The sequence below is a fragment of the Paraburkholderia sp. SECH4 genome (genome assembly GCF_030511745.1).
Lineage (GTDB): Bacteria > Pseudomonadota > Gammaproteobacteria > Burkholderiales > Burkholderiaceae > Paraburkholderia > Paraburkholderia madseniana.
Map to the genome: position 1 here is coordinate 1 of NZ_JALOCP010000071.1, position 18,717 is coordinate 18,717.

Below are 18,717 nucleotides of genomic sequence, written 5' to 3' on the forward strand. Positions count from 1 at the left end.
TGAGGCGGGGAATATACGTCAAGGCGAAGGCTGAACCGTCCTGGCGTTTCTGGGGGTTGTACGTCCATGTCTGTAAGATGGAAACGCTGCGCGAGGCGTATGCGCTGGCAAGAAAGAACAACGGCGCTCCGGGTATTGACGGGGTGACGTTTGAGGCCATCGAGGCGCTAGGCGCAGAGGCGTTCCTTGAGCAGATACGGGATGAACTGATCGGGCGTGCCTACGTACCGCTACGATCGCGACGGCAGGAAATACCAAAGGACGGGGGCAAAGTCCGCGTCCTGTCGATTCCAGCCATCCGCGACAGGGTGGTCCAGGGTGCGCTCAAGCTCATACTGGAGCCGATCTTCGAGGCAGACTTCCAACCGGGGTCGTATGGTTATCGCCCCAAGCGCACCGCGCATGAAGCGGTGCATCGGGTGGCGACGGCGATTGTTCAGTGGAAGACCCGCGTCATAGATCTGGATCTACGCGCCTACTTTGACACCGTGCGGCATCATCTGCTGCTCGAGAAGGTGGCGCGTCGGGTCAATGACTGTGATGTCATGCATCTGCTGAAGCTGATGTTGACCGCGTCGGGCAAACAAGGCGTTCCGCAAGGCGGGGTGATTTCGCCCTTGCTCAGTAATATCTACCTCACCGAGGTGGACCGGATGCTGGAGCGGGCGAAAGAAGCCACGCGCAACGGGAAGTACACCTACGTCGAGTATGCGCGTTTCGCGGACGATCTCGTCGTGCTGATCGATGCCCATCCGCGCCATGCGTGGTTGCTGGGAGCGGTGAGCAAGCGACTTCGGGAAGAGTTTGCCAAACTGCAGGTTGAAGTCAATGAAGAGAAGAGTCACACGGTGGATCTGGACTGCGGAGAAAGCTTTGGCTTTCTGGGATTTGACTTCCGTCGAATTCGCAGTGTGAAGAAGCTGGTGTGGCGGGCGCACTATACGCCGAAGTTGAAGAAACGCACGGCGTTGTTGCGCAAACTCAAGGAGGTGTTTCGGCGATACCAGTCGCAGCCGGTGGATCGGGTGGTTCAACTGATCAACCCGGTGTTACGTGGCTGGGTGAATTATTTCGCCGTAGGACATTCCAGTGAGTGCTTCAGCTTCGTCAAAGACTGGGTGGAAAAGAAGATCAGGCGCCACATGGGGCGATCCCGGAATCGCGGGGGCTTCGGCTGGAAGCGGTGGAGTAGGCGCTGGCTGTATGAGGAACTGAAGCTGTTCAAAGGCTATCGTGTTCGTCGTCCCGCCGCACCGAAAGCGCGCCCAGCGTGATAGGTCCCATAACTCTTGACATGAAGCAAACAGGAGAGCGTAGTGCCGGAAACCGGCAAGCTGCGTTCGACGTGGCGGGAGCTGGAAACGTGACTATGGTTGCCGGACTGCGGGCCATTGCGAAAGCGGTGGAATTACCACCGGCGCCTACAGGTGCGCGCGCCAGTTCTCGACCCTACCTTAGGGGGCCGTACCGCAGCAATGCGGTACGGCTACCCGACCAGGATCATCGAAACATCAAGTCCAGAACGAACGTGATGCTCGGATTCAAACGGTTCAGGTGTGCGAAGACCACGATTTCAGGCATCGAGTTGATGCACCGCATCCGCAAGGGCCAGTTCAATCTCCGCACTCTCGGGCTCAAGGATACTGCTGCACCTGCCGTCTGGAACGCCATCCTGTTAAATAAATAAGGTATCCTTATATATTGGAGACGTCTCGGCTTCACCACCTGTTTGCACCAGAGCCGTCTATGTCTATACCATCGCCCACGGCGAAAAGGTGGACAGCGGACGCTACGCGATGCTGGACGACGGCATGGGATTCATGCCTGGTGCCGTGGCGGCCGGTAATCGAAGAGCGGCTGGGCCAGCAACTCGCCGCCACAGCGCGAGGCGGCAGTGTGTCTTGGGGGATTGGAAGACAACGAGGCCCAGCGATTGGCTGATTGAGCACCCGACTAGGGCAAGGCATCACGCGCGGCGAAGATGCTTGCCATTTCCACCGCGTGTTCGGTTCCCCAAGTGCACAGCGGGATGATCGCTTCGGCCAAGCTGCGGCCAAGCGGGGTCAGCGCGTAGTCCACGCGAGGCGGCACCTCCTTGTAGTCGTTGCGCGCCAGCACGCGATCAGCTTCGAGATCCTTCAACTGCTGGATCAGCACCTTGTCGCTGACGCCCTCGACCAGGCGCCTGAGTTCGCCATAGCGCTTCGGGCCGTCGCGCAGGAAAAACAGGATCAGCGGTTTCCACTTGCCCGAGATGATACGGAGCGTGGCATTGAGCCCGCAGCCGGTGTCGCAGATTTCAGGTGGCGTCGTCATTTTTTGATACTTACCTAAAAGTGCATACTTGTCGTTAGGTTATCAGAACAGCATACTTACTTCAAGTAAGCAGGTCCCTGCTTCTGTACACCTCAACGAAGGATGCATGACATGACCAGACTGAATGGAAAGACCGCCGTGATCACCGGCGGTGCTACCGGCATCGGTTTTGCCGCAGCAAAGCGTTTCATCGAGGAAGGCGCTTTCGTCTTCATCTTCGGCCGCCGGCAGGAAGCGCTCGACGCCGCCGTGGCCGATCTCGGGCCCAATGCCCGCGCGGTGAAGGGCTCGGTCTCGGATGAGGCCGACCTCGACCGCCTCTACGCGGCGGTGAAGACGGAGCGCGGAACCCTCGACATCGTTTTCGCCAACGCCGGGACGGGAAGCCCGGTTCCGCTCGGCCAGATCACCGCCAAACACATTGACGAAACCTTCGACACCAACGTGAAAGGGACGATCTTCACGGTTCAGAAGGCGCTGCAGCTGATGAGCCCGGGCGGTTCGATCATCCTGACCGGATCGAGCGCCGGCACCACGGGTGCCCGGGGATTCACTGCCTATAGCGCGAGCAAGGCGGCAGTGCGCAACCTAGCGAAGACTTGGGCGGAGGATCTTAAGGGCACCGGCATCCGGGTGAATGTGCTGTCGCCCGGGGCGACGGCGACCGAACTTGCCAAGGAGGCGTTGGGCGAGGAGGGCCAGAAGGCCTACGGTGCGATGACTCCGCTTCAGCGCATGGCTGATCCGTCGGAGATTGGGGCGGCAGCCGCCTTCCTCGCGTCGTCGGACAGCAGCTTCATGACCGCCAGCGAGGTCGCCGTTGACGGCGGCTTGGCGCAACTCTGACGCGGAAGGAGAGGCACATGAGCTACGCCATCATCGGCTTCGGCAAGATTGGTCAGGCGCTCGCCAAGGCGTTTGCCCGCAACGGCATCGAAGTGTCCATTGCCACCACGCGCGACCCGGCAAGCTTTGCGTCTGATGCGGCTGCGATCGGGTCCACGGTCATTCCCAAGACCCTGGCCGAAGCCGTCAAGGCGGACATCCTCTTTTTGGCCGTCCGTTTCGAGTCGCATCAGGAAGTCGCGAAAGCGCTGCCCAATTGGCAAGGGAAAATCGTCGTCGATGTGACCAATGCCTACGGGGTGTCCCCCGAGGAACTGGGAGGGCAACCTTCGTCGAGGTTCATCGCGCAGGGTTTCAGGGGCGGCCGGCTGGTCAAGGGTTTCAATCATTTGGTCGCGGCGACCCTTGCCCAAGACCCGGCCGTGCATGGCGGCAGGAGAGTCGTGTTCCTGGCGAGCGACGATGACAGTGCCGCAGCGGAGATTGGTGCGCTTGCAGAAAAACTCGGCTTCGCGCCGATCAAACTTGGTGGACTTTCAGAAGGTGGACTGCTTGTGCAGGCGCGCGGCAATAGCTGGGGTCAACTGATCTTCAAGGACTTGGTCAAGTTCGACTGATCTCCACCAATCCTTCTAGCCCGATCTGACTCAGCGCACTGCCTTTTTGACGCCTTTCTTTTTGACATCGTTGCTGGGCCAGTTTGTCAGGATGGCGCTCGTAATAAGGTGAACAAGATGATCTGCCCGTGGCGCGAATGAGGGCAGATCGACAAGCCAGCCGAGCGCCGCCATCAAGCCGAACATGTCGTCCCCGTTCATATCGGCACGTGCCGTCCCTTCGGCTTGGGCACGCAGCAACAGCCGTGCGCTCGCTGAGTGCACGGCTGCGCATGAAGCGTAAAGCGCGGAGTCCGGGTTGGTATGAGCTGCCGCCATCAGGGCGACAACGCCCCTATAGCTTTGGGCAAATGCGATCCATTCGCGAAACCAGGACACGAGCGCTTCGTCAGGTGAGTTCGACGTTTCGAGTTCGCCTGCCTTCCGCGTCAGTTCGTCCAGATTCGTACACAACAACGCGTCGAACAAGGCTTCTCGCGTCGGGAAATGACGCAGCAGTGTCGCCAACCCGACGCCAGCCCGGCGGGCGATATCTCGCATCGACGCGTCGACACCGTGCTCGGCGACAACGTCGTGCGCGACTGCAAGTAGATGGCTGTAATTTTTTTGGGCGTCGGCTCGCATGGGGTCCCTTGACAAACGGATCGCTGATCCGTATATTTGGATCACTGGTCCGGATGCTGCGAATCAGGATCTGGATCGGTGGTCCAAATGATACAGCGCCTTTGTACCCATGGGAACAGCGGCGCTGCTGACACCTCAAACGAAAGGCGAAAGATCATGAAGAAATTGGAAGGTAAGGTTGCAGTCATCACGGGCGGAAGCAGCGGGATTGGCTTGGCCACAGCCAGGCGCTTCGTGGAAGAAGGTGCGCACGTCGTGATCACCGGGCGGCGAGAGAAAGAGCTGCAGGAGGCCGCCGCCGCCATCGAGAGAAACGTTACGACGGTCGTGGGCGACGTGTCGAGCCTGGAAGATCTGGACCGGCTCTATGCCGTGGTGAAAGAGAAGCATGGTCACATTGACGTTCTCTTCGCGAACGCGGGCGCAGGGACAATCGCGCCGCTCGCGGTAGCTACCGAGGGCCATTTCGACCAGACCTTCGACGTGAACGTGAAGGGAATGTTCTTTACGGTGCAGAAGGCCCTTCCCCTCTTCAGAGACGGCGGTTCGATCATCCTGAACTCTTCGGTCTCAAACGTGCTCGGGCTTCCGGGATTTACTGCTTACGCCGCGAGTAAGGCGGCTGTACGCAACTTCGCGCGCGGCTGGACTATGGAATTGAAAGACCGCAAGATCCGCGTGAATGCCATGAGTCCCGGAGCGATCGACACCCCGGCCTTGGCAACGACGACAGGCCTTACCGCTGAACAGGCCGAGCAGGCAGTCGCACAGTTCACCGCGCAGATCCCGATGGGCCGCAGAGGCATGCCCGAGGAAATCGCGGCGGCAGTCACGTTCCTCGCTTCCGATGAAAGTTCCTACATCACGGGTGTGGATCTCGCCGTCGATGGAGGCATGGCGCAGGTCTGACCCCGGCGCGCTCCCGTGGCTGGCCCACAAGCCGCGCCAGTCTTGGGACCACGTTTCTGCAATATCGGCCGGGCGCTTGTTGAGGCGTTTGATCGACGTGACCGACGACAGGCCGATAGGGGCGACGGATATTGACGGCGAGCCTGATTGAGACACTTCGCGCGCGACCCGATCCGAGAGAAATGGAGAAAATCCGATGAGTACCGATAAGAACGTCCAGACCGTGAAGGACTTCTTCGCCGCGATCGGCCGCGGCGACAGAAAGGGTCTGCTGGCGCTGGCCGCCGAAGACATCGAGTGGATCATTCCGGGCGAGGACTGGCCATTGGCCGGAACGCGCCGCGGACACGCGGGGCTGGCGGATTTGCTTGAGACCGCATCCAAGTCGATAGAAACGTCCACGGAACCCCGGGAGTTCATCGCGCAAGGAGACAGGGTCGTGGTCGTCGGCTTCGCCAGGGGGACGATCAAAGCCACGAACAAGACGTTCGAGGACAACTGGATCTTCGCCATCACGGTCCGTGACGGCAAACTGACGAGCATCCGGGAGTACATCGACACGCAAGCACTGGCGCGGGCCTCGCAGACGGACACGTCCGGGCCGGCGTAGCGCTGGCCATCTGCGGCCATCGGGTCGGGATAGACGGTGGATCAGCCGTGGATCGTCCACTCGCATGCCGCGCGCTCGTCGAATACCCAACCGTAAAGGAAAGCTCTATGTACGACCAATCCACGCTATCCGAGTTGATCCGGTTTGCACAAGTCGATGCGGGCTCCACCGTCATCGACGTTTACCCTGGCGACGGCGACTGGACCCGTCTCTTCTCCGACATCGTGGGACCCAAAGGACGGGTCTACAGCTTCGTACCGGCCGAAGTCGCCCACTTCAAGAACGATCCGGTCGGTCGCATGCGGACGCTTGCAACGGAGCCGGGCCGAGAGAACGTGGAAGCCGTCTCGGCGGATCTCATCGCGATGCCGAAGGTCACGCAACCAGCGGATGTCCTCTGGCTGCATCTGTTCTATCACGATCTCCACACACCGCTGATGCAGGCCAGGGGCGCGACGGCGGCCCACTTCAATCGAGTGGTCTACGAGCAGCTCAAGCCCGGCGGGTACTACGTCATCGTGGACCACGCCGCCGCCGTCGGGCAGGGCACGAGCGACGCCCAGTCGCTGCATCGGATCGAGCCTGCGTCCGTTCGCGAGGAGGTGGAGGCCGCCGGCTTCGTACTGGACGCGGAAAGCACCATGCTCGCTAATAAGGACGATCCGCACTCGATCAAGGTGTTCGATCCTGCGATCAAGGGCGAGACCGATCGCTTCGCCTATCGGTTCGTGAAGCCCTGACAGATCCCGGCACCAACTTCATGTCGACCTCCCCAATGGGTGCAAACTTGGGCGCTGACCTATGGCGCTGAACTGGAACGCGCTCAAGCCGAATTTGGCCGCGCGCGGGACTGAATGTCCGATCTCAAGGATATTGCGAAGAGTCTGACATCGCCCGATCCGCCAGAAGCTGTACGGCACGCTCTTCAAACAGAGAAAGCTCGCTGCCGCGCATGCGCGAGAGGACAAACACAAGAGGGCGGAGGTGCCATGCTCGGCGACGAAGCTCGACCAGGCGACCAACAGCCAGGTCTTCAGCGACCAGGTTCGCAGGCATGTGGCCCCAGCTGAGCCCCGAAATCAGAAGGTCACGTTTCGCGCCGAGGTCGTTGACGAGCCACTGGCGCTCTCCTGCCACGCCCATCTGGGTCTTCTCTGCACCCGGCTGGTTGTCTGTCACCACCAACTGCACATGCTGACCAAATTGTTCGCGGGAGATTGGCCGCTCGATATTCGCTAACGGATGGGTCGGCGCACACACGGTGACCATCTCTGCTTCGCAAAGCCAGTGCCTCTCGATCGCGCCTTTCTTGATCTCGGGCACGTCTGAAACGGTAACCGCGAGCGAACAGCTGCCTGCCAGTACCAGCGCCTCACCACCCTGCATGGTGACCATGCGCAGGCTAATGGCGGCCGTTGGCGATTCGCGTTCGAGTGCACGCAGGCAGTCGATCAGGCGCCCCCTTGGGAAATACGTATCGACGGCGATCGAGAGGCTCGGCACGCCTTCCGCCGACATCGACTTCGCCCGGTTCTTCATCTCTTCCATACGTGCAATCACGGCTCGCACGTCAGGAAGAAGGCCCCGTCCTGCAACGGTGAGCTCGGCCTTCCGGGCATCTCGCTGAAAGAGTTCCAGGCCTAGCGCGGTTTCCAAGGCGGAGATCGCGTGGCTAACGGCGGATTGGGCTCGCCGAAGCCGGCGGGCCGCGCCCGTGAAGCTCATCTCCTCACACACCGCGACGAAGGTGTGAAGTTGGTTGATTGAGACGGTGTCGAGCACGTCATCTACTCCTTAGATGAATAGAAGCGATATTTTGTCAGTTTTCAAGATGATTCACTTTCCCTATCTTGCATATCACGCAAGCCCACTTGGGCAACGCTTCAAAGCTGATAGGAAACAGATCGAAATGCCGACACTTCTCGCGATACAGGTAAGCCCTCGCCACGAATACTCGACCTCCCGCAAGCTCTCGGCGGTGTTCGTCGAGAAATGGCTGGCCGCACACCCCGGCGGCAAAGCCATTGAACGCGATCTGATGAAGACCAATCTGCCGTTTGTCGATCTGCCATGGATTGGCGGCGCGTTTACACCCCCGGAGCAACATTCGCCGGAGAGCGCTGCCGCCATCAAGATTTCCAACGATTTGGTCGCCGAGCTGCAGGCAGCCGATCGCATCATCATCGCCACACCGATGTACAACTTCACCATCCCGGCGGTGCTGAAGGCCTACATCGACCATATCGTCCGGGTCGGCGTCACGGTTGTCGACAATGTCGGGCAGCTAACCGGCAAGACGGCCACCGTCATTCTTGCGAGCGGGGGTGATTTCAGTCCTGGCTCTCCGATCGAAGGCTACGATCACGCCAGCAGCTACCTCCGTCAGGTGCTGGGGTTCATCGGAATTACAGATCTGGACATCGTACTCGCCGGATCGGCGCGCGCTGGAATGTCAGGCGAGACGGCGGTGGAGGCGTTCGGCGAAGTGATTGCATCGGCCGCGGCTGCTCGAGTCGTCGGTTGATCTCGGAGAAACGGTCATGAAAGTTGGGTTCATCGGCGCCGGTCGCATGGCTACGACCATGGGTCGTCATTTTCTCGGTGCGGGCCATGAGGTCGTCCTGTCCAGTTCGCGGGGGCCGGAGGCGTTAGCGGGGCTCGTCGCCGATCTGGGTCCGGCCGCCAACGCAGGATCCAGGCAGGACGCTGCGGAATGCGATGTGGTGATCCTCGCCACGAATTGGGCGGATGCGCCGGAGGCGCTCAAGGATATTGACTGGAGCGGCCGCATACTCGTCGACGGGACGAACGCCCACATGGGCGAGGAACCGGACATCAGCGCTGTCGGCGTAGCGAGATCGGTCGCCGCGTTGGAGGGCCGCACGTCGAGCGAGACAGTCGCCGCAATGGCGCCCGGGGCCAGGCTGGTGAAGTCGATCAGCAATATGCCGATGGCGTGGATACAGGATTTCTCGCCACAGAAGCCGAAGACCGTACTGTTCGTGTCGGGCGACGATCGCGAAGCCAAGGCGCTCGTGGTCGAACTTATTAATTCGACGGGCCTGGTCGCGCTCGGCCTCGGCTCTCTCGCGGACGGCGGTGCGATGCAACAGCTCGGTGGCCCTCTTTCGGCTGTGGAATTGCACTTCGTCCGCCGGATCGTCCGCGAATAAGACCTGAGCTGCGGGCATCGTGCGCCTGCCGATCGGTCGCCGTCTTTGAGGGATACAGGATGAGCACTCCCAAACCGACGTTCGTTCGAGAAGTAGCCCGCATCGACAACCCCGAGTTCGTGCCCGGGCAAGCTGCCGGACACAGCGCTCGGCGTTTGATCGACGCACCGGACGCCGCGTTCGCGGATCCTTTCGTTCTGATGGCCGAGGATTGGACGTCCCAAGGGGCGTTCGCTTCTCACCCGCATCGCGGGATCGAGACGGTCGCATACGTCATCGAGGGGTCGATCGAGCACCGCGACAACGCCGGATACGAAGGGGTGATCCGTGCCGGCGGTGTCCAATGGATGACCGCAGGCCGAGGCATTCAGCATGAGGAAAACCCTCCGGCCGGCACAAGAGCCCATACCCTGCAGCTCTGGGTGAACTTGCCTGCCGCGGAGAAGATGGCTGTTCCACGGTATCAGGATCTGGTGGCTTCCGTCCTGCCAGTCTGGAGTGAGGACGGCGTTGAAGTCAGGATCTTTTCCGGCGCCTACGCCGATAGGGTCTCGACCACGCTCAACCACCATCCTGTAACGATGCTCGAGGTGCAGGTCGAAAACGGTGGCGCGTTTCGGCACTCGTTTGCAGCGACCGACAATGCCTTTGTCTACGTCCTCGAAGGTGCGGTCGAGATCGGGCCCGCCGACGACCTTTTGGAGGCCAGCCAGCTTGGCTGGTTGACGCGATCGAAGGAGCCGGGATCGTCGGAACTTACCATAACGGCGCGTGGCAATGCCGGCCGCTTTCTTCTTTTCGCCGGCCAGCCTTTGCGTGAGCCGATCGCGTTTGGAGGCCCCTTCGTCATGAACACGCAGGCGGAAATCCAGCAAGCGTTCGCCGACTTTCGAGCCGGCCGATTCTGAACCAGGGCAAGTGGGAGTGTTCAAGAGTTCGGCGCAGTCACTACGGACATGTGAGTGACTCGCCCAACGCTTCCCAGCACGTCATACGGCATCCAAACAAGGGGGCGGTGACTCCATGGAGCTTCGGCATTTAGCCAGCTCCCGAAATTTCCGGCTTCGGCACATTAGTCACCAACAAGTTGCCGCTGATCACTTCCAAAGGTGATCGTCGGCGATATTGATGCGGTCAACTGATGGAGCGTCCGGGTGGACTGCCGCCCGGCAATGCAGAAAGAATGTTTGTGCCGTTTATGCAGAACGGCGAGGACAGAACAGGGCTGGGACTAGGTCTTTCAATCGCGCGGCGCAACGTTGAAGCAAATGCCGGTATTCTCAGCGTCCGCGACGTGCCGGGCGCGGGCTGCGTCTTCACCATTACCCTACCGCGATATGCATTGACGGCATGACGGGTATGGCCGCTCGTTGATTACCCGACGAGGATCGCGGGAAATCGGTGAACTGAAAGGCGCTCAGGACTTTAAATTGCTGCACGTTGAAGCAATTCAGGGGATTTGAATGTCGCCTACCAACGCCGCGCGCCTCCTTATTGCTGACGACGATCCAGAAATGCTGGCAGCGTACGCAGTGTTCTTCTCTAATCAGGGTTTTGACATCCGGACTGCCACGAATGGTGGCGATGCGCTCACCGAATACTGTGCGTGGTATCCGGCCGCAGTATTGCTCGATATCGAAATGCCGCGTCTCGATGGTTGCGAGGTAGCAAGAGCGATCCGACTTGTTCGGAAGACCCCGGTACCGGTGCTGGTAGCCGTAACCGGCCTCATGTCGCAATCAGAACGGGACGAATCGATGGGCGCCGGATTCGATCACTATTTCGTGAAGCCGGTTCTGATGCCTCTCATCCTCGCTGCTATCAACCTCGGGCTTGCTCCGGGTTGAACACAAAACCTGGATCGCGTGACGGGCACGTCAGTGCTAGAAGCCTCAGCCTGAAGGTAACGTCAGACGGCGAGCGGCCATCCGCGAATGTCGGTCACTAGGCGCTTTGTCGGTAACGGTACCGGTTTTCGCTGGATCGATTCTGGCAGATTCGAGATCCAGCGAGGCATTAACTGATGCCGGCGGGCACGAATCTATTGAGGTTTCCCATGGACGTTGCTGATCTCGCTGCCGCCGTGTCGCAGTACAGACGCGTGATCGTGTTCCGATCATCAGCACGAGGTCGAATGCGCGATTACCCGCGAGACGCTCGAAAAATGTTTCTGGCTCCCCGCCGGTGCGGATAGCGTCCATATGCTGAAGACGGTCGCAGACGAGCCGTCGCAGTTGCGGAACGGAGGATGCGGGCGAGCCCTGATCAGACGATTCAGTTGGTCGCAGCGCCATTACAGCGGACGTCCGACATTGCAAAAAGATTTTGTAGTGCAGTTATCGCTCGAGAAGCGAAGTGCATCGCGGTTGAGGTCGAAAAGATTATCGGACCGCGCATTCGGCGACGCCCGATTGCCGCCGCGCCAGGCGCTGGGTGCCCTCAGGGCGCCGTGGCCGGGGCACACTCGCAATGATTGCGCAAATCGTTTGGGCTCGTCGGCATGGGAGAGCGCGCGCTGATGCTGGGCGGCAAGATCCTGGTGCATAGCGCGCCCGTTAGCGACACGTCGATCGCGGTACGCGTACCCGCGGATGACGAGGCACACCACCGGGCCGACGGCCTAACTCATACCTCGGACGCCACTCCATACCCACCGCCACCCGGCGTCTGAATCACGAAAACATCGCCGGCATTCATCTGCACCTGGTGACGCGCGCCGAAGGTTTCCTGCGCGGACGAACCCGCTCGTTCGACCCAGTTGACGCCGAGCTTGCCCGGCGATCCGCCCGCCATGCCGAACGGCGCCACCCGCCGTCGGTTCGACAGAATCACGGCGGTCATCGGTTCGAGGAAGCGGACTCGCCGCTCGGTACCGTCGCCGCCTCGCCATTGCCCATCGCCGCCGCTGCCGTGACGCACCCGGAAGTCATCAAGGCGAACCGGGAAGCGCCATTCGAGCACTTCGGGATCGGTGAGCCGCGAGTTGGTCATGTGGGTTTGCACTGCGCTGCAACCCGCCGACGACGCACTGGCTCCGGCGCCACCGCAGATGGTCTCGTAGTACTGGTAGTGATCGTTGCCGAACGTGAAGTTGTTCATCGTGCCCTGGGCGCCCGCCATGACGCCAAGCGCACCGTAGAGCGCATCGGTCACGACTTGCGACGTCTCGACGTTACCGGCGACCACCGCGGCCGGATAGCGCGGGTTGAGCATCGAGCCCGCGGGAATGCGAATGTCCAGAGGTTTCAGACAACCCGCGTTGAGCGGAATGTCATCGTCGACCAGCGTGCGGAATACGTACAGCACGGCCGCCTTGCAGATGGCGGAGGGCGCGTTGTAGTTATTCGGTTGCTGTTCGCTCGTGCCGGCGAAGTCGATAACGGCCGAGCGCGCCTCGCGGTCGATCGACACGGCGACGACGATCTTCGCCCCGTCGTCGAGCTCGTATTCGAAGCGTCCGTCCCTGAGCACCGACAGCGTGCGCCGCACGACCTCCTCGGCGTTGTCCTGCACGTGCTGCATGTACGCCTGCACCACGTCGAGGCCAAACTGCCTGCACATGCGGTCGAGTTCCTGCGCGCCCTTCGTGCACGCGGCGATCTGCGCCCGCAAATCGGCAATGTTCTGTTCGACGTTTCGAACCGGATAACGACCCGAGGCGAGCAACTCGCGCATTTCGTCTTCGAGAAAGCGGCCCTGCGCGACAAGTTGGACGTTATCGAGCAGGACGCCTTCCTGATCGACGTGCGTCGAGTCAGGTGGCATCGAACCCGGTGAAATGCCGCCGATATCCGCGTGATGGCCGCGCGCCGCGACATAGAACGTCGGCGCCGCGTGCTCCTCGACGAAGACCGGCATGACCACCGTCACGTCCGGCAGATGCGTGCCCCCGCCATAGGGCGCGTTGAGGACATACACATCGCCAGACTGCATGGTGCCACCACGTCGCTCGATGATGGTCTGCACGCTCTCGCCCATCGAGCCAAGATGGACCGGCATGTGCGGCGCGTTGGCGATCAGGTTGCCGTCCGCGTCGAAAAGCGCGCACGAGAAGTCGAGGCGCTCCTTGATGTTGACCGAGTACGACGTGTTCGCGAGCGTCACGCCCATCTGCTCGGCAATCGACATGAACAGGTTGTTGAACACTTCGAGCAAGACCGGATCGGCTTCGGTGCCGATCGCGTGACGGTTCACGAGCGCGCCCGTGCGGTTGACCACCAGGTGGTTGTGCCGGCTGACCTCGACTTGCCAGCCCGGTTCGATCACGGTCGTTCCGGTCTTTTCGCTGACGATGGCTGGTCCGTCGATACGCGCGCCGGGTGCCAGCAAATCGCGGTCGAAGACGGGCGTGTCGTGCCACTCGCCGCCTGAAAACACATGTGTCATGGCGAGCGGTTCAGGATTCGCGGAAGCACTCTCGGCGAGGGGCCAATGTTCGTCCTCGACCTCGTGCGTCTGGCCGATCGCCTCCACGGCAACGGCTTCGATCACCAGCGCCTTGTTCGGCATGAGAAAGCCGTAACGGGCGCGGTACAAACGCTCGAACGTCGCGACAATTGCCGGTGCGTCGCGGCCGAATTCGATCTCCAGTGCAGTGTCGGTACCGTCGTATTTGACGTGGAGCGTGCGGCGCAGCGTGATGCGGTCCCTTGCGATGCGCTGCTCGGCGACTTCGCTTTCCGCCGCGGCGCCCAGCGACGCGAACGTTTCCTCGCAGGCGGCGAGCGATGCCGCGTCGAGGCGCGTTTCGACTGCCAGTTGGCGCAGTGCGCGCACGTCAGCGAGACCCATGCCGTAGGCCGACAACACGCCTGCGAGCGGATGGATGAACACACGCGTCATGCCGAGCGCATCCGCGACGAGGCACGCATGCTGACCGCCTGCGCCGCCGAAGCATGCGAGCGTGTACTTCGTCACGTCGTAGCCGCGCTGCACCGAGATCTGCTTGATCGCATTCGCCATGTTCTCGACGGCAATCTTCAGAAAGCCCTCGGCGATTTCGGCTGGCGAGCGCGCGATGCCTGTCGCATCCTCAACCTGCGCCGCAATCTCCACGAACTTGCGATGTACGACGGCGGCATCCAGCGGCAGGTTGCCTTCAGGTCCAAACACGTGGGGAAACCACTGCGCGCTGATCTTGCCGGTCATCACGTTGCAGTCGGTGACGGTCAGCGGGCCGCCGCGCCGATACGACGCTGGACCGGGATTCGCCCCCGCGCTCTCGGGGCCTACGCGCAAGCGCGCGCCGTCGAAACTGCAGATCGACCCGCCGCCAGCCGCAACGGTATGGATTTTCATCATCGGGGCGCGGATGCGAACGCCCGCCACTTCCGTGGCGAACTCGCGTTCGTACTCGCCCGCGTAGTGCGTCACATCGGTCGATGTGCCGCCCATGTCGAAGCCGATGATCGATTCGAAGCCCGCGAGCTTCGACACCTGCGCCGCACCCACGATGCCGCCTGCGGGGCCGGACAGGATCGCGTCCTTGCCCTGGAAGCGATGCGCGTCGGTGAGGCCGCCATTGCTCTGCATGAACTGCAACGGAACAGCGCCCAGATCGCCTTCGACTTGCTGAACGTAGTGGCGCAGAATCGGCGAGAGATACGCGTCGACGACGGTCGTGTCGCCGCGCGAGACCAGCTTCATCAGCGGGCTGACTTCATGACTCACCGAGATCTGCGTATAGCCGATGTCCTGCGCGATTTCCTTGAGCCTGCGTTCATGTTCGGCGTACCGGTAACCGTGCATCAGCACGATTGCGCATGAACGGATTCCATTTTCGTAGGCCTGTCGCAACGCAGCCTGCGCCTGCCTCGTATCGAGTTCGCGCACCACTTCGCCATGCGCGCCGATCCGCTCGTCGATTTCCACCACGCGCTCGTACAGCAGCGTTGGCAACTCGATGTTGCGCACGAACAGCTTCGGACGGCTTTGGTAGGCGATCCGCAGCGCGTCTGCAAAGCCCCTGGTAATCGCGAGCACGGTAGGCGCGCCCTTGCGTTCGAGCAGTGCGTTGGTGGCGACCGTCGTGCCCATCCGTACGCTATCGATCAGATGTGCCGGCACGGGCTCGTGGGCCGCGACGCCCAGCAGGTCGCGAATGCCTTGCACCGCCGAATCGCGATATCGCTCGGGATTCTCCGACAGCACCTTGTGCGTGACGATCTGCCCATCGGGGCGGCGCGCGACGACGTCGGTGAACGTGCCTCCGCGGTCGATCCAGAATTGCCAGCGGCGATCACGCGGTAGCTGAGTGTCGGCTTGATGTGTCATCAGAAGATATCTCCGGTGAATGATGGGGTGCTCACGATTCGAGTTGCGCGCCGCGCGTTTCAGGCAGCGTCAGCGCCGCGAGAATCACGACGCCGTAGGCGGCCGCGGCGAAGGTGCCGATCGCGACGCCGAGCGTCATTTTTTGCGCGACGAAACCGATCAGAAACGGGAAGGTCGCGCCGACGGCGCGGCCGAAGTTGTAGCAGAAGCCCTGGCCCGAGCCGCGAATCCGCGTGGGGAAGAGTTCGGTCATGAACGCGCCCATCCCGGCGAAGATGCCCGAGGCGAAGAAGCCGAGCGGGAAGCCGAGCACGAGCAGCAGCGCGTTGCTCATCGGCACGCGGGTATAGACGAGAGCGATCGCCATCGAGGCAATCGAGAACGCGATGAAATTGAGCTTGCGGCCAAAGCGGTCGCTGAGAAAGGCGCCGCACAGGTAGCCCGCATACGAGCCGGCGATGATGACCGCGAGATAGCCGCCCGTGCCGACCACGCTCAGGTGCTGTTCGGTCTTGAGGTACGTCGGCAGCCAGGTGGTGATCGCGTAATAGCCGCCTTGCGTGCCCGTGGCGAGGATCGCGGTGCGCAGCGTCGTCAGCCAGACGCCGGGGCCGAAGATCTCGAAGAACGAACTCGTGTTGCCGGCTTCGGCGTCACGCTGCTTCTGTTGCAGATGAACTTCCGGTTCCTCGACGAAACGGCGAATGAAGATCACGAACGGCGCGGGCAACACGCCGAGCGCGAACAATGCACGCCATGCGATATCGCCGGGCAGCAGCGAAAACACCAGCGTATAGAGTCCCGCCGACGCCGCCCAGCCGATCGCCCAGCCCGCCTGCACCATGCCGACCGCCTTGCCGCGATCGCGCGGCCGGATTACCTCGCCGATCAGCACCGCGCCCGCGGTCCATTCACCGCCGAAGCCGAAACCCATCAAACCGCGCGCGATCAGAAGCTGGCTGTAGTTCTGCGCGAACGCGCAGAGCAGCGTGAAAAAGGCGAACCAGACGATGGTGATCTGCAGCGTCTTCACCCGGCCGATGCGGTCGGAAAGAATGCCTGCGACCCAGCCGCCGAGCGCGGAGGTCAGTAGTGTGACCGTGCCGATCAGGCCGGCTTCGCCCCTGCTGAGACTCCACGTGGCGATCAGCGTCGGAATCACGAAGCTAAGGAATTGCGTGTCCATCGCATCGAGCGCATAGCCGACCTTGCAGCTCCAGAATGCCCGCCGCTCGCTCGCGTTGGTGTGCCGGTACCAGCCGAACATGCCGCGGCTCGCGGTGGTGTCCGCCATTGCGTCGTCGACGGGCGTGCCTGCGTATTGCGCTTCCGTATTCATGTGTTTCTCCTGTGATGCGGCCAATCCGGGCGTCAGAACACCGCGAGCGATGCGTTGGGGATGTCGGTGACCAGCATGTGGCCAGGCCGATGCGCGATCGCGAACGGCAGCCGCGCGCTTTCAATGGCGCTTTGAGGCGTCACGCCGCAGGCCCAGAAAACCGGCAGTTCGTGTTCATGGATCGATACCGGATCGCCGAAATCCGGGCTCGACAGATCTTCGATGCCAAGTACCGCCGCATTGCCGATGTGCACCGGCGCGCCATGCACCGCGGGAAACCGGCTCGTGACCTGCACGGCGCGAATCGCATGGGGGCCGCTCATCGGCCGCATGGAGACGACGAGCTGGCCGCCGAACCGTCCCGCCGCCTGGTTCGCAATGTGGGTGCGGTACATCGGCACGTTCACACCTTCGTCGACGTGGCGCAGCGGAATGCGTTCGCGCGCGAGCATCTGTTCGAACGAGAACGAGCAGCCAATCGCGAACACGACCAGATCGTCGCGCCAAACCTCGCGGATATCGGAAGGCTGCTCGCACAGCACGCCGTCGCGATAGACGTTGTAGCCGGGCACGTCGGTGCGGATATCAAGGTCGCGGCCCAGAACCGGCAGATCGAATTGCCCCGGTTCGCCGACGCCGAGCAGCGGGCAGGCTTTCGGATTGCGCAGGCAGAAGCGCATGAAATCCTCGGCGTAGGCGCTCGGCAGAATGGCGAGGTTGGCCTGCGCGAAGTCGCCGCAATAACCGGCCGTAGGCCCTGAAAATGCCTTGCTGCGAACCTGCTGGCGAAAGGTGTGCGGCATGACGGTGATTCCGTTCGTGAGTGCGATGGCGTGCAGATTAGGGCCAACAAAATAGCTGCACCAGCGAGTTATTCGTGCCGCTGGCGTTCAGGTTTTCCTAACGGTTTTGTGCGGGTTTTTACGTAGCCGGTCGTTGGGTGCACATCGGGAGAAGCGCGTGGTCGGTGGCTTGAAAACCTTTGCCGACAGGGCTTACAGGGGGGGCGTGGCAAAGCTGCGTTCATGCATGGCGAATACCATGCGTCGTTTCGGCATAACGGCCATAAAGGCACTCCGTTTCGTATAAATGGAGCTTTTTGTTAAGGCATACTACGAACAGAAACAATGAAGGAATCCGCCCCAATCTTCAGGCATAACCTATGAACACGCGCTTTCTCGAAACCTTCGTGACGCTTGCCCAGCTCGAAAGCTTTCGGGCGACGGCGCGTGTGCTGCACGCGACACCGGCCACGATCTCGCTGCGTATCCGCTCACTGGAGGACGAACTCAAGACGGAACTCGTCGACCGCTCGACAACGAGCTTCCGGCTGACACCGTCGGGCCAGAATCTGCTCGGGCCCGCGAAGAACGTCGTCAATGCCACGCGCACATTGCGGGAGGCTGCGGGCCAGGAAATCGTGGTTGGCGGCAAGCTGCGCCTGGGCGTCATCGAGACCGTCGTCCATAGCTGGCTCGCGCACTACGTCACCCAGCTGAACGCGAGCTTTCCACGGCTCGAAGTGGACCTGACTGTCGATTCGAGTTCGGTGTTGCAACGGCGTCTGCTGAGCGGCGAGCTCGACCTCGTAATACGGGTCGAGGGCATCGACAGTACGAAGATCGTCTCCAGCGCGATCGCCAGCTATCCGGTTCGGTGGATCGCGAAACGTGGCTTGTTGTCCAGGCGCGCCGAAGGGCTCGCGCTGCGCGTGCTGGAGCGTCCGGTTTTGACCTTCGGGCGCGGCACAGCGCCGCAAGTCGCGCTCGAGAGCATCGTTCATGCGCTCGCGCAGCAACTCGGCATGCCGGCCGGGCAAACGCGCATCACCTGTTCGCCCTCGGTGGCCGCGATCGTTCAACTGGTTCGCGACGGCTATGGCGTCGCCGCCATTCCCGGCCTGTTCGTCGCGGAGACCTTGCAAAGCGGCGAATTCGTCGAGTTGCCGCTTAAACCCAATACTGTTAACAAATTCGAATTTGTGTTAACTTTCAAGCGCCTGCAACGACA

General features: G+C 61.6%; 17 protein-coding genes and 3 pseudogenes. 14 read left to right on the plus strand and 6 right to left on the minus strand.

Annotated features, from left to right (window positions below; genetic code table 11):
- From ltrA to M0D67_RS40620, 3 genes and pseudogenes are all read left to right on the plus strand, one after another.
- A partial coding sequence (gene ltrA / locus M0D67_RS40610) for a group II intron reverse transcriptase/maturase (protein WP_266243235.1) occupies positions 1 to 1,274 on the plus strand: 1,274 nt, incomplete at its 5' end.
- A gap of 212 nt (positions 1,275 to 1,486) precedes the next feature.
- Positions 1,487 to 1,687, plus strand: a pseudogene (locus M0D67_RS40615) (DDE-type integrase/transposase/recombinase); the annotation flags it as partial.
- A gap of 88 nt (positions 1,688 to 1,775) precedes the next feature.
- Positions 1,776 to 1,941, plus strand: a pseudogene (locus M0D67_RS40620) (DUF3363 domain-containing protein); the annotation flags it as partial.
- Positions 1,942 to 1,953: 12 nt separating this feature from the next.
- Here M0D67_RS40620 and M0D67_RS40625 read toward each other — a convergent pair.
- Complete coding sequence (locus M0D67_RS40625; protein WP_054036797.1) at positions 1,954 to 2,316, minus strand: helix-turn-helix domain-containing protein; 363 nt, start codon at positions 2,314 to 2,316, stop codon at positions 1,954 to 1,956.
- A 111-nt stretch (positions 2,317 to 2,427) separates the two neighbouring features.
- Here M0D67_RS40625 and M0D67_RS40630 point away from each other — a divergent pair, with 111 nt between their 5' ends.
- Together M0D67_RS40630 and M0D67_RS40635 are read left to right on the plus strand one after the other, a co-directional pair.
- Complete coding sequence (locus M0D67_RS40630) at positions 2,428 to 3,162, plus strand: SDR family NAD(P)-dependent oxidoreductase (RefSeq protein ID WP_256457437.1); 735 nt, start codon at positions 2,428 to 2,430, stop codon at positions 3,160 to 3,162.
- 17 nt (positions 3,163 to 3,179) lie between these two features.
- Positions 3,180 to 3,779, plus strand: a complete 600-nt coding sequence (locus M0D67_RS40635) for an NADPH-dependent F420 reductase (RefSeq protein ID WP_266243239.1) — start codon at positions 3,180 to 3,182, stop codon at positions 3,777 to 3,779.
- Positions 3,780 to 3,809: 30 nt separating this feature from the next.
- Here M0D67_RS40635 and M0D67_RS40640 read toward each other — a convergent pair whose 3' ends face one another.
- The gene (locus M0D67_RS40640; protein WP_266243242.1) at positions 3,810 to 4,403 is read right to left on the minus strand and encodes a TetR/AcrR family transcriptional regulator; all 594 of its coding nucleotides are present in this window, start codon (positions 4,401 to 4,403) and stop codon (positions 3,810 to 3,812) included.
- Between the two features lie 156 nt (positions 4,404 to 4,559).
- Between M0D67_RS40640 and M0D67_RS40645 the strand changes: the two genes are divergently transcribed.
- From M0D67_RS40645 to M0D67_RS40655, 3 genes are all read left to right on the plus strand, one after another.
- Entirely contained in the window at positions 4,560 to 5,312 is a 753-nt protein-coding gene (locus M0D67_RS40645) for an SDR family NAD(P)-dependent oxidoreductase (protein WP_083086790.1), read from the plus strand.
- A 196-nt stretch (positions 5,313 to 5,508) separates the two neighbouring features.
- Entirely contained in the window at positions 5,509 to 5,922 is a 414-nt protein-coding gene (locus M0D67_RS40650) for a nuclear transport factor 2 family protein (protein ID WP_083086792.1), read from the plus strand.
- 107 nt (positions 5,923 to 6,029) lie between these two features.
- Positions 6,030 to 6,662 (plus strand): class I SAM-dependent methyltransferase, encoded by a 633-nt coding sequence (locus M0D67_RS40655; protein ID WP_200575037.1) that lies wholly within the window; start codon positions 6,030 to 6,032, stop codon positions 6,660 to 6,662.
- A gap of 124 nt (positions 6,663 to 6,786) precedes the next feature.
- On the opposite strand, the gene M0D67_RS40660 is transcribed toward M0D67_RS40655, so the two are convergent.
- Positions 6,787 to 7,704: a LysR family transcriptional regulator gene (locus M0D67_RS40660; protein ID WP_266243245.1), complete on the minus strand. Its 918-nt coding sequence runs from the start codon at positions 7,702 to 7,704 to the stop codon at positions 6,787 to 6,789.
- Between the two features lie 127 nt (positions 7,705 to 7,831).
- On the opposite strand from M0D67_RS40660, the gene M0D67_RS40665 reads away from it, so the two are divergent.
- From M0D67_RS40665 to M0D67_RS40685, 5 genes and pseudogenes are all read left to right on the plus strand, one after another.
- A complete protein-coding gene (locus tag M0D67_RS40665) occupies positions 7,832 to 8,446 on the plus strand; it encodes an FMN-dependent NADH-azoreductase (protein WP_266243247.1) in 615 nt (204 codons plus the stop codon).
- Between the two features lie 16 nt (positions 8,447 to 8,462).
- On the plus strand, positions 8,463 to 9,095 hold the full coding sequence (locus tag M0D67_RS40670; RefSeq protein WP_266243249.1) for an NADPH-dependent F420 reductase: 633 nt from the start codon (positions 8,463 to 8,465) through the stop codon (positions 9,093 to 9,095).
- A gap of 59 nt (positions 9,096 to 9,154) precedes the next feature.
- Complete coding sequence (locus M0D67_RS40675; protein ID WP_266243251.1) at positions 9,155 to 10,003, plus strand: pirin family protein; 849 nt, start codon at positions 9,155 to 9,157, stop codon at positions 10,001 to 10,003.
- 236 nt (positions 10,004 to 10,239) lie between these two features.
- Positions 10,240 to 10,449 (plus strand): annotated as a pseudogene (locus tag M0D67_RS40680) (ATP-binding protein); the annotation flags it as partial.
- Between the two features lie 109 nt (positions 10,450 to 10,558).
- Positions 10,559 to 10,942 (plus strand): response regulator transcription factor, encoded by a 384-nt coding sequence (locus M0D67_RS40685; protein WP_266243254.1) that lies wholly within the window; start codon positions 10,559 to 10,561, stop codon positions 10,940 to 10,942.
- 778 nt (positions 10,943 to 11,720) lie between these two features.
- On the opposite strand, the gene M0D67_RS40690 is transcribed toward M0D67_RS40685, so the two are convergent.
- From M0D67_RS40690 to M0D67_RS40700, 3 genes are all read right to left on the minus strand, one after another.
- The gene (locus tag M0D67_RS40690) at positions 11,721 to 15,368 is read right to left on the minus strand and encodes a hydantoinase B/oxoprolinase family protein (protein WP_266243256.1); all 3,648 of its coding nucleotides are present in this window, start codon (positions 15,366 to 15,368) and stop codon (positions 11,721 to 11,723) included.
- A 31-nt stretch (positions 15,369 to 15,399) separates the two neighbouring features.
- Positions 15,400 to 16,635, minus strand: coding sequence for an MFS transporter (locus tag M0D67_RS40695; protein ID WP_229758328.1), 1,236 nt, complete (start codon positions 16,633 to 16,635; stop codon positions 15,400 to 15,402).
- Between the two features lie 104 nt (positions 16,636 to 16,739).
- The gene (locus M0D67_RS40700) at positions 16,740 to 17,510 is read right to left on the minus strand and encodes a putative hydro-lyase (RefSeq protein ID WP_266243258.1); all 771 of its coding nucleotides are present in this window, start codon (positions 17,508 to 17,510) and stop codon (positions 16,740 to 16,742) included.
- Positions 17,511 to 17,869: 359 nt separating this feature from the next.
- Between M0D67_RS40700 and M0D67_RS40705 the strand changes: the two genes are divergently transcribed.
- Positions 17,870 to 18,717 (plus strand): LysR family transcriptional regulator (locus M0D67_RS40705; protein WP_266243260.1); only part of this gene is annotated, 848 nt, incomplete at its 3' end.

Bases quoted from the DNA above. Each gene is read 5' to 3' on its own strand.
- M0D67_RS40625 (WP_054036797.1), bottom strand. From the start codon at position 2,316: ATGACGACGCCACCTGAAATCTGCGACACCGGCTGCGGGCTCAATGCC.
- M0D67_RS40630 (WP_256457437.1), top strand. From the start codon at position 2,428: ATGACCAGACTGAATGGAAAGACCGCCGTGATCACCGGCGGTGCTACC.
- M0D67_RS40635 (WP_266243239.1), top strand. From the start codon at position 3,180: ATGAGCTACGCCATCATCGGCTTCGGCAAGATTGGTCAGGCGCTCGCC.
- M0D67_RS40640 (WP_266243242.1), bottom strand. From the start codon at position 4,403: ATGCGAGCCGACGCCCAAAAAAATTACAGCCATCTACTTGCAGTCGCG.
- M0D67_RS40645 (WP_083086790.1), top strand. From the start codon at position 4,560: ATGAAGAAATTGGAAGGTAAGGTTGCAGTCATCACGGGCGGAAGCAGC.
- M0D67_RS40650 (WP_083086792.1), top strand. From the start codon at position 5,509: ATGAGTACCGATAAGAACGTCCAGACCGTGAAGGACTTCTTCGCCGCG.
- M0D67_RS40655 (WP_200575037.1), top strand. From the start codon at position 6,030: ATGTACGACCAATCCACGCTATCCGAGTTGATCCGGTTTGCACAAGTC.
- M0D67_RS40665 (WP_266243247.1), top strand. From the start codon at position 7,832: ATGCCGACACTTCTCGCGATACAGGTAAGCCCTCGCCACGAATACTCG.
- M0D67_RS40670 (WP_266243249.1), top strand. From the start codon at position 8,463: ATGAAAGTTGGGTTCATCGGCGCCGGTCGCATGGCTACGACCATGGGT.
- M0D67_RS40675 (WP_266243251.1), top strand. From the start codon at position 9,155: ATGAGCACTCCCAAACCGACGTTCGTTCGAGAAGTAGCCCGCATCGAC.
- M0D67_RS40685 (WP_266243254.1), top strand. From the start codon at position 10,559: ATGTCGCCTACCAACGCCGCGCGCCTCCTTATTGCTGACGACGATCCA.
- M0D67_RS40690 (WP_266243256.1), bottom strand. From the start codon at position 15,368: ATGACACATCAAGCCGACACTCAGCTACCGCGTGATCGCCGCTGGCAA.
- M0D67_RS40695 (WP_229758328.1), bottom strand. From the start codon at position 16,635: ATGTTCGGCTGGTACCGGCACACCAACGCGAGCGAGCGGCGGGCATTC.
- M0D67_RS40700 (WP_266243258.1), bottom strand. From the start codon at position 17,510: ATGCCGCACACCTTTCGCCAGCAGGTTCGCAGCAAGGCATTTTCAGGG.